Genomic DNA, 10034 nt, shown 5'->3' on the forward strand with positions numbered 1-10034 from the left:
AAAAAGGCGCGCCAATCCGCACAGCTTGCTTCCATTAGCCGCGCCGCGCCGACGCAAAAAGCGCGTCGGCTTGTTGTGAAAGGCGCGCCAAAGGCAAAAGATTTAAAAACAAAATCCCAGGGATTCCATCCCTGGACCCGGCCAGGGAGGTGCCCTCCCTGGACCCGCAGTTGATTTGGGTGGTAGATAGTTACCCCTAATAATCCATTTTCCAGTTCATGCCGATGCCGCTTTTGTTGGTTTCGTCCATTTCGGTCTGCACAACCACATTCGGCATCAACTCCAATTCGACCGATACCTTGCCACTGCCCTGTTTGACCCCTCGTTCCACACCCAACAACAGATTTTCCCCTAAATATTTTCCTGCCTTGACCGAACCACCCTCCGCACTCTCACCGCCAAACTCCAGCCGATCAATGCCCAGACTGTCTCGCGCTTTACCCAACAATCCTGGCCCACCGGTGCGTAATTTTTCCACTGCAACCGCCAAACCAACCGCTTGTGCTGGAGTCAATTGCTGTCGGTTGCTGTTAAAAAGAATGCGCGCCAACAGCTCATCCTGAGGCAGTTCGGGATCACTGCCCAAGGTCAGCGAGGGATTAAAAGCAGGCCCTTGCAGACGCAAAACAGCCACCATACCACCACTGTTGCGCGATTCTGCCTCCAAATCCAGATGGGGTTGTGGTGGCGAGGCACCATCAAAAGAGATGATCCCTTTGCGCAAGTCAAACCGTTGATCCAAAAACTCAAAAAATCCACGTCGCACCACAATGCGTCCATCCAGACGCGGATCTCCCACCATGCCACGTACCGCCAAATCACCATGCCACTCCGATTCCAGACCGCGACCGCGTAAAAAGACCCGACTCGGCAGGTGCAACAGCAGATCCAAGGTCACAGGAGTGGCAGAGTTGCCCTTGAGCTGCTGCACCGTGGCCACATGCAATCCATTGCGAATTTCACTATCCACACTCACTGTCTGAATATCCAGCGATTCACTATCGGCCAGATACAACAACACCTCATTTCCGGTAAGTTCACCTGAAATTGCCAGTTGCTGGCGATTGCCTTGCAGATCAAGAACACCATGCACCGTCGCTTGCCAATCATCACGACGCACCAACATGCTTTTTTCGATTGTCGCCTGCAGATGAAACGGCAACTGCTTCTGCCAAGCCAAAGAGAGTTGCCCAGTGGCAGAAATTCGCCCTTGTCCGCCATCGTTGGCTTCCAGACGATCTATGGTGAATGTCTCGCCCTGGGCACGCACATCCAGATGAATATTTTTCAGCAGAGTACCCAGCGAGCCATTTTCATAGCTGCCGTCACGCATCACAATTGTCCCATTGACCTCTGGTGCCGCCACCGTTCCTGCCAATTGCAGATCTATCTTAAGCAGACCATCCAATTTTTGGCTGTCCATCAAACCCGGAGCCGCCATCAACGCAAATTGTGCCAACTGGGCATCCGCCTGCAATTTGCCCCCAATTGCTCCCGTCTCTGCAAAGGAGAGCTGCCAGGGCACAAAACTCAAGCGCACAGGCAACAGCAGATGGGCAGTCACAGGATGCGAGGTCAAATCCTGTAATGAAAGTTGCCCATTGACTATCCCTTTTTCCAGGCGCATGGTCGCCTGCAGGGTGGCCGGAGGAACCGCTTCCAAAGCTGGTTCTTTTATGTGAATTTTATCCAAAAACAGGGATAGCTCCCCTTCCGGTTGGCTGGAACTGCCGCTCACACGCCAGCGGGCGCGTGCCGTTCCTTGCAGTTGGGGACCACCAACACGCTGCACCAAACTCAAAGGCAAACGCAGCTCGCCCTCCATATCCACCTTCTGCGCATCAAAATGCAGATGCGTTTGTAAACGAGCCGGTCCATAGCCCAGTGACAACCCCTGCAACTGCAAATGCGCCAACCCCTTTTTGCCGCGACGTTGTTCGGGAGTAAGGGTCAATTGCGCGGTTTCGTTCAACTGCAGCGTATCGGCACCAATATGGCCAGAGAGATGGTGTAACGTGCCGTGGATAACCCCTTTGTCATCCATCTGCACCTTGCTTTGCAACTCCCAGGCAAGTGGCTCTTGTTTGATCGGTTTCAGGGCCGGACGACTGACCGGTAACGGCAAGGGGCTGTGCAACTCATCCATAGCGCTCAGTCGCAACATCCCAGAACCACTGGAGTGGATCTGCAGGGCACGACGCTGACCACTTACACTCAAACTGGCAGAACGCAACTGCAAATTGCCCCACTGCAGCTTGTTGATTTTGCCATCGATGCGTCCACGCATCTCGCCCCACAAATCCTGTATATCAGCCTTGATGGTGGCCTTATCCAACATGCCAAAGCTGCCACGCACCACATGTCCTTCCCCGTTGGCCTGCAGATGCTGTTGTCCTCCCTGACCCTGCCACTGCAACTGCATGGCCACCGCCCCTTCCCAATCGGCGGGGGGCTGCACACTATCCAAAGAGAGCCAACGCAACCATGCACCAGGAGTATTGCTGCTGCCTTGCCAACGTCCGTTGGCGATACGTCGCTGCAGATCCACCTGCCAAGAGTCACTGCTCAATTGACCACCAGGCCAAGCCAGTTTGAGATCACTCAACTGCAAGAGAGAGCCTTCCAGACGATACCCAGTGGAAAAGGGGAGTGTCTGTTGCTCCAGACCTGGCAAAATTGCTTTGATCACTCCTCGCGGAGCCGGATGCCAACTCTCTACACTCCCCGACAGATGGGGTTGCGGCCACTGCCAGGAGGCAATTTGCCACTCTGTTCCTTGTAGCGTCCACTGCAAACGCGGCGCGGTCAATGGACCCTCCCACTGCAGATCCGCCCGCAAATCGCCCTGCCAATCCAGAGCGGCCTGCCTGGTCCAGGAGGCCAGATGGGCGCTCTGCCACTGCATCTTTCCGCTTTGTTGTTGACCGGCAGCATCCCCTTGTAACGCACCTTTGCCCTGCAGATGGGCTCCTTGCACCTGCAGGTCATCCACTCGCCAACCTCTGCTGCCATGCCACTGCCAGCGCGCTTGGGTATGCACCCGCTCACCCAACAACGCCTGCACACCTACAGGCAATCCGTGCAGGTGATGCAGTGCACCATCCATGGAGATGTGCAACTGCTGCCCGCTCGCCTGTTGTCCCTGTTCGGCAGCAGCCAAATGCCACTCCCCGGACCACTCCCCCTCCCCTTGCCAGTGCGCCCAATCGGCTTGCCATCTCTGCACCCATTTTTCCAGATGCCGACTCTGCAGTTGCCACTTGCCCTCTCCACGCAGATTGCCCAAATGCAGTTTACCCTGCAAAGTGGCGGCAGTACTGGCATCATCGATGTGCAACTCTGTCAGAAAAAGCTCTCTCCCCTCCCCGCGCTGCAGCTTGCTCGACCACTGCAAAGGCTCATGATTCCAGACAGGACCATTCTGCCAACGCAGCTCCGTGATCACACCCTGGCCTTGCCAGAATCGGGGCAATGGCTGCTCCCACTCCCCTTGCCAATGCGCAGTCATATGGGCCGCGTGCCAGTCGGCGACCGTGAGTTGGTTGGCCTGCGCAAGCAGTTGCCACTCTGCCCGTGGCCAGGTTCCCTGTACAGTGAGATCGACCTCTCCCGCTCCCGCAAGCTCCCGACCCAACAATTTGCTTAAAGGTTGCAGTTGTGGCATCTGCCAATGCAGATTGGCCTGTATCTGTTGACTCTTGCCATCCCAGCTTCCTTCCCCCCGTCCCTGCACTGTTGGAGCCTGCATCTGCAGATTTTTGAGCTGCCATTTTTGTTCCGGCAAACCAACCAGCATGCCATCGATATGCAGCAGCAGCCGTTCGGGAGGCGGTGCAGAATCCAGTTTTGCTTCCTTGGATAGAGGGGTCAATGCGCGTGCCCATTCAGTGCCTAAAAATGTGCTTTCTCCACTGATCTGACCAGTAAAGCGCCAGTGCGGATCTCCCTCCTCGGCATGATTGCTGATCCTCCCTTGCAGCGCTGCCACCCCCTCCACCTGTAGAGTCAACTCTCCTTGCCAAGTGGACAACGCTCCTTGACCCTCCAGATGTACCGCCACCCCTTTGGCAGCACGGATACCACTCCACGCCGCCAACCAACCGCTGCGTTCTTGACCTTCGACACGCAAGAAGAGCTCAGGAGGATGTTCTGCTGTTTGGCCATGGGTCAAATGTGCCTGCAGTTGCAAACGGCTCTCTCCGGCATCCAGTGGCTGCAGTTGCAGATGGGCTTGCCATTGTCGGTTGCCTGCTGCTGCAGCATCATCAGTCATGATATGGCGCAGGGAGCCATCGACGGCAAAACCTGCTGTTTGTTGCTCTGCCTGCCCATCGATCAACAGCAAGGGAATAGAGAGGTGATCGATCAACAGGGGAGGAAGATGTTGCAAAAAGGACCATACAGAGAGTTTGGCAACCGATCCCTGTTTGTTGTTGGCAGAGCTCTGGACAGTTGGCGCGGGACCACCTTGTTGCCAATGCAAGCGGTTGGCTTGCACTTGCTGAAAACGCAAGCGGCCTTGCACCATCTCCTGCCAGGACCAGTGCAGACGGAGCTGATCCACCTGCAGACGGTTGCCTTGACCATCCTGCCAATGCAAGCCTGCCAATTCGATTTCCCAAGGAAGACGACCACGCAACTGCTGCAGTTGCAGTTGCTGCTCTGTACCACTCCACATTTCCTGCAGCAGTTGGGCGAGAAGATCCTGAAAGGCTTCCTGTTGCACAGCGAACAACAGAGCAGAGAGTGTCAATACACAAAAAACAAACAAAAAGAGCAACAGACGGCTGAGTGTACGCACCCTCTGCATCACCCTGCTTGCTGTCCCATGCGGGAGTGGCGTGACGGCATCTGCAGGTGTGGCGCTCTCCGGCACAGGGTCAACCATGGTGTCGATCCCTGCAGGAAGCACAAGAAAAACAAGCCAACGGCTGACCGGAAGAGAGAGATCTGCTCATGCTTAAAATGCTTGTCCAATGCTCACATAGAGTTGATACGCATCATCAATACCGGCGCGGCGATGCAAAGGCATGCCAATATCCAGACGAAGCGGTCCGATTGGCGTCTTATAACGCACACCCCCTCCGGCACCCAACAGAATCGACTCATCCAAACTGGGCGAGTTGCCCACAAAAGAGCGTCCCCCATCCAAAAAGGCCACCAGGCCGACCGATTCACTGACCTGCAAACGGCTTTCGGTTGAAAATTCCACCATGGAACGCCCCCCAAGAGGTTTTTTATTGCGATCCACCTCACCGGCCATTTGAAAACCATAGCCACGCAAAGATCCACTCCCACCGGCAAAAAATCGTTCATCTGCCGGTACCGCTTCCCGGCCAGTTCCCGAAAGAGTGCCGGCGCTTACCCGCCCAGCCAAAACCATTTTTGGACTGTTCATCAAGGGATAATAGAGACGATATTGACCACCAATCTTGCCAAACCAGACCCCGGTACCCAAAGTGTCGAGAATACCCGCCCCATATAAATTCATATACCAGCCATGGGAGGGATCCAACAGATTATCCCGCCGATCCCAAATCAATTTGACCGGGGTAGAGATCAATCCAAACAGGCGTTCCTGCTGGCTGCCAGTGCGATCTTTCTCATCGGCCAGACGATAACCAAGGCCATAAGAGAGATCAATCTGTGGTGCCAGAGGAAAGGAGAGGCCACCCTCCACACCAAAGGAGTCTTTATGGAATGCTTCGGTATCCTCCTTGTCCAGAATGGCAGAAAGCAAGAGTTTTTGCTGCAATTGAAGAAAATCAGGTTTGGTCAGGCTGCTCTCCAGACGATATTGGTTGAGTGCCGCCTGCCCTTTGATCTGCAAAAGCTCTCCCGCAGCAAACAGGTTACGGTGTTCCCAGTTGGCAGCAATTCTGGCGCCAGTACCGGTACTATAGCCAAGACCGCTACTGATGGAGCGATGTTTGCGTTGAGACAATTCGGCAGTCACAGGATGCGTCCCTGTCTCATCGGCGGCAGGGGCAATACGCAGTTGCACACCGTTGAACAGACCGGTTGCCAACAAAGCTCGTTGTGCCTCTGCGATATGCTGTGGATGATAGAGCAACGGGGCGGTCGGTGCAGCAGGAGTGGCCCAGGAGATGCGTTTGTAGAGATAATCGCTGGAGATGCCTTCGTTGCCTTGCAGAGTCAGTGCTCCCAGAATGACCCGAGGACCAATTTCGATGCGCAAGGTGACATCCACACTTTGTTGATCATGATCGACCACGATGTGGCGTTTGGCCAATGTGGCAAAGGCAAAGCCCTGCTTTTTGGCGGCCTGCAACAAACGCTCTTCTGCATCGAGAATATGGCGAGAAATTGCTTCGCCACCGGGTTCCAGCTCCAATTCACGCGGCTCCGGAGTGGCAAAGAGGGAAAATCCTTCGGCAAGCTCCTGTTCCATCTGTTCCGCATGCAGAGCAGAGGGCAAAACTTGCGCCTGCAGCACTTCAATATGCACTTGGCCGAGCCGATAGAGCGGACCACTATCGATCCACAGAGTGACCAGGGCGGGAGTTTCGGTTACATCCACATCTGAGCTCACCTGAGCGGCAAAATAGCCACGCGATTGCAAGGCTCCGGTGAGTACAGCATGGTCCTTGCGGGCACGTCGCAACAAAATAAACCGACTGCCGGGCAAGTTGTTTTTTTCCTGATGGCAAAGGCTGGCCGCTCGCAATATCGGTTGCAGATACTCTTGTTCCTCTGTCAAGCCCTTGAACAGTACCTCATAGGCAATAGCCTCCTCACCTGCCCAGGCAGCAACCGTGCCCCAGATCAAGCAGCACAACCAGCCACCATACAACCATGCAAATTGTCGTTTCGTCACCTTGTCAACACTGCCCCACGGTTGCCGATTGCTTGATCATTTTCTTGTCGCCTCTTCCTTGCCAGTGCCATGATCATACCTTTTCTCGCTGCTTGATTTGGTGTACACCAAGCCATCACGCGGGCTCTCTCCTGACCACTCTGGCAACACTCATTAACGTAACAAACAGAGGGGCTAAAAACAAGCGTTGCAGAACACTTGTTGAAACTGCAGAGGGTTTTTCCTGGTCGTGAAATAGGAATGAACAGCGAAGCAGGCGCTTTTGCCATGGAGACAATCCATTTTGATCTTATTGTGGTAGGAGGTGGCGCTGCCGGTTTGGCGGCAGCCTGTCACGCACAAATTTGCGCCAAACGAGCCGGAAAGGTGCTTTCAATCGGTTTGCTGGAAAAAGGAGCACAGATTGGCAGTCATATCCTCTCCGGCGCCTTGCTGGATACCCGCATCTTGCAACAGTTGCTCGCAAGTGCAACGGAAAATATTCCCCAACCCAAAACAGCTCTCCCAGTACACTCCCCAGTCGTAACAGAGGAGCTTTGGCTCTTACAAGAGAGGCAGGCTCACAGTTTGCCGCTGGGCAAAAGATGGCAGCATGGTCATTGTCATATCCTCTCTTTAGGGGAGTTGTGTCGCTGGTTGGCAGAGTGGGCTGAGGAGTTGGGTATCGAAATTTTGACTGGTTTTGCCGCCGTTGCCCCCTTGTGGGATGGCAAACGTCTGCTGGGAGTACAAAGTGGCGAACAGGGACGCAATCGAGCGGGTGCCCGAAAAGCCAATTATCAACCTGCAGTGGCCCTGCTGGCGCCGGTGACCATCATAGCAGAGGGGTGTCGAGGCCAAATCAGCGGCCAGATTTACCAGCATTTAGGCACAAACTCTGCAAGAGAAGATCTGCGTCGCCCCTCTCCACAACGCTATGCCTTGGGCATCAAAGAGTTGTGGGAAACCGACTCAACACTTTCTGGCCAAGTTTTGCATACCTTGGGTTGGCCGCTGCGTGGAGTACACGGAGGCGGATTTCTCTACCATCCGCGTCCCCATCGCACTGCCTTGGGTATGGTGATCGATCTGGGTTATCGTGACCCTGGTTTTGATCCCTTTGTTGCCGTGCAAAAGTGGAAAACCCATCCCCTGATTCAACCCCATTTACACAAAGCCCGTCTGTTGGGTTATGGGGCACGCACTTTGACGGTAGGGGGGTGGCAGAGTCTTTCATTATTGAGTCTGGCAGGGGGATTGTTGGTAGGTGACAGCGCCGGTTTGCTCAATACCGCCACGTTGCAAGGTATTCATAATGCCCTTGCCTCTGGCATGTTGGCTGCCGAAACGGCATGGCAAGCCATCGCTACAGATGATTTTTCTGCCTCATTTTTACAGCGTTATGCGCAAGCGGTACGCCGCTCACCCTGGGGTCAGGAGCTCTATCAGGTACGCAATGTCCGTCCTGTGTTTCGCCATGGCCTGCGCCGTGGTCTCCTCAATGCCGCCTGGGAATATGCCACAAAGGGCAAATCACCCTGGAGTTGGCGCTGGCAGATGCGGGATCGTCAGACCTTGCAAGAGGCTCAAGCCAGCGCGCAGACGGCAGAAATCTTGGAGGCACCACGCACTCCTTCTCTATGCGCTGGCGCTGGGGTGATTGCCGATCGCCAACAAGCATTATCCTGCAGCGGTTTATATTATGAGGCGGATCAACCACTGCATTTGCAATTAGAAGATCCCCAATTGCCTGTGCAAACAGAGGGTCGGCGTTTTGGCAATCCGGAGTTGCGCTATTGTCCTGCAGGCGTGTATGCTTTGCGCCACAGGCCGGATGGAAAAATATTTCTGCACATTCACGCCGACCATTGCTTACACTGCAAGTGCTGTGACATCAAAGATCCTCTGGATAATATTCGTTGGACCGCCCCGGAGGGGGGCAGCGGGCCTAACTACCCGGACCTGTAGACGTTAGGAGTAATATCGATGTTCGACAGCAAAATCATCGAGCAGGTCATCGCACTCTGGAATCGCACTGCGGAAGATCGCAAGCCAGCTCCACCGTTTCCTGTGGTCAAAACCTTGATGGAGACTGTCTTTCTGGTTGGCCTGCATCGTGAAGAAGAACGTCCGGTTCAGGTCACCGTCGCTTTGATGGAACCAGAAGATTTTTCCCATCGTGGACCGGCGGGCGACAGTGTCTTGCTGGAGTTGGAAAAACGGCAACCCTTTACAGTCAATAGTCTGATGAAGCTGGCTTCCGCCTTTGACCCGGTGACCACCTCTTTGGCCGTGTGTTGCGGGGAAAAGGAAAAGCAATGCCAACTGGAGATCTGGGGAGCCATTTTTACCAGTACCCGAGGTGGTGGCCGTTTTGATACCATCAATCTTTCTCTCTCCCCCCCCGAGGTGTTGACCATCTCTTCCAAAAAAAGTGGTGCCCTGACCATTTTTCGTGGCAGCGAGGTCATTGCCCGATTCCATGCCGGGCGCTTTTCCGAACCGATTCCTACCCCTTTTTCTGCCAATCTGATGGGCTGGTGGTTGCTGCATGGGGTACGCTCACACCCAGAGTTCAAACGCAACGGTATGATCTATTGGGAGCTGTATCGGGATTTTTTGAACCATCTGCTGATAGAAACCAGCAATCGAGGGGTGGGAGGAGCCATTATTTGGCTTCCAGAAAAGATGGCCGACGGCTCCCGACGCGGCATCTTGCCGCGTCATGTGCTCTCCACCAGTCCAGAAGGCGCCCCTTTGTTGGAGGATCTCTGTCGCATGGAGGCCAATCTGCGCCAAAGCCTGCAGGATATTCGCGAGGGCAAAGAGACAGGCAACTGTCTGATCATGGAAGAGACCATCCTGGAGTGCAAACGTCGGATTATTGAACATGCGGAAATTTTGGCTCAGTTGACCCGTGTGGATGGGGCATTGATCATCTCCAGCCGCCTGCGCGCCATCTCCTTTGGCTCAGTGTTGGCCGCCCCCTTGTGGGAGGGCATGACCATGCACGGCATTGATGAAGAGGATTGCAACCTCTATCCAGTCAACCTGGTTTCCTATGGCACCAGACACTCTTCAGCGGTCAATTTTGTTGGTTGGAATCCGGGAGCGGTTGCTTTTGTCATCTCCCAGGATGGACCGATTACCGGCTTGGCGCGCAAGGATGATGAAACGGTCTATTGGTGGCCGGATTGTCTGGGCAAACACCGGTTGC

The 10034-nt window shown here is 54.6% G+C and carries 4 protein-coding genes; 2 read left to right on the plus strand and 2 right to left on the minus strand.

The window, feature by feature from the left end:
* Nucleotides 1-196: 196 nt before the first annotated feature.
* Entirely contained in the window at nucleotides 197-4888 is a 4692-nt protein-coding gene (locus tag EJP87_RS10265) for a translocation/assembly module TamB domain-containing protein (protein WP_130471780.1), read from the minus strand.
* 72 nt (nucleotides 4889-4960) lie between these two features.
* The gene (locus tag EJP87_RS10270; RefSeq protein WP_130471781.1) at nucleotides 4961-6838 is read right to left on the minus strand and encodes an autotransporter assembly complex protein TamA; all 1878 of its coding nucleotides are present in this window, start codon (nucleotides 6836-6838) and stop codon (nucleotides 4961-4963) included.
* A gap of 240 nt (nucleotides 6839-7078) precedes the next feature.
* On the opposite strand from EJP87_RS10270, the gene EJP87_RS10275 reads away from it, so the two are divergent.
* Together EJP87_RS10275 and EJP87_RS10280 are read left to right on the plus strand one after the other, a co-directional pair.
* Nucleotides 7079-8785 (plus strand): electron transfer flavoprotein-ubiquinone oxidoreductase, encoded by a 1707-nt coding sequence (locus tag EJP87_RS10275; protein WP_130471782.1) that lies wholly within the window; start codon nucleotides 7079-7081, stop codon nucleotides 8783-8785.
* 18 nt (nucleotides 8786-8803) lie between these two features.
* A partial coding sequence (locus EJP87_RS10280) for a putative sensor domain DACNV-containing protein (protein WP_130471783.1) occupies nucleotides 8804-10034 on the plus strand: 1231 nt, incomplete at its 3' end.

This window comes from Candidatus Magnetaquicoccus inordinatus (assembly GCF_004217665.1).
GTDB lineage: Bacteria > Pseudomonadota > Magnetococcia > Magnetococcales > Magnetaquicoccaceae > Magnetaquicoccus > Magnetaquicoccus inordinatus.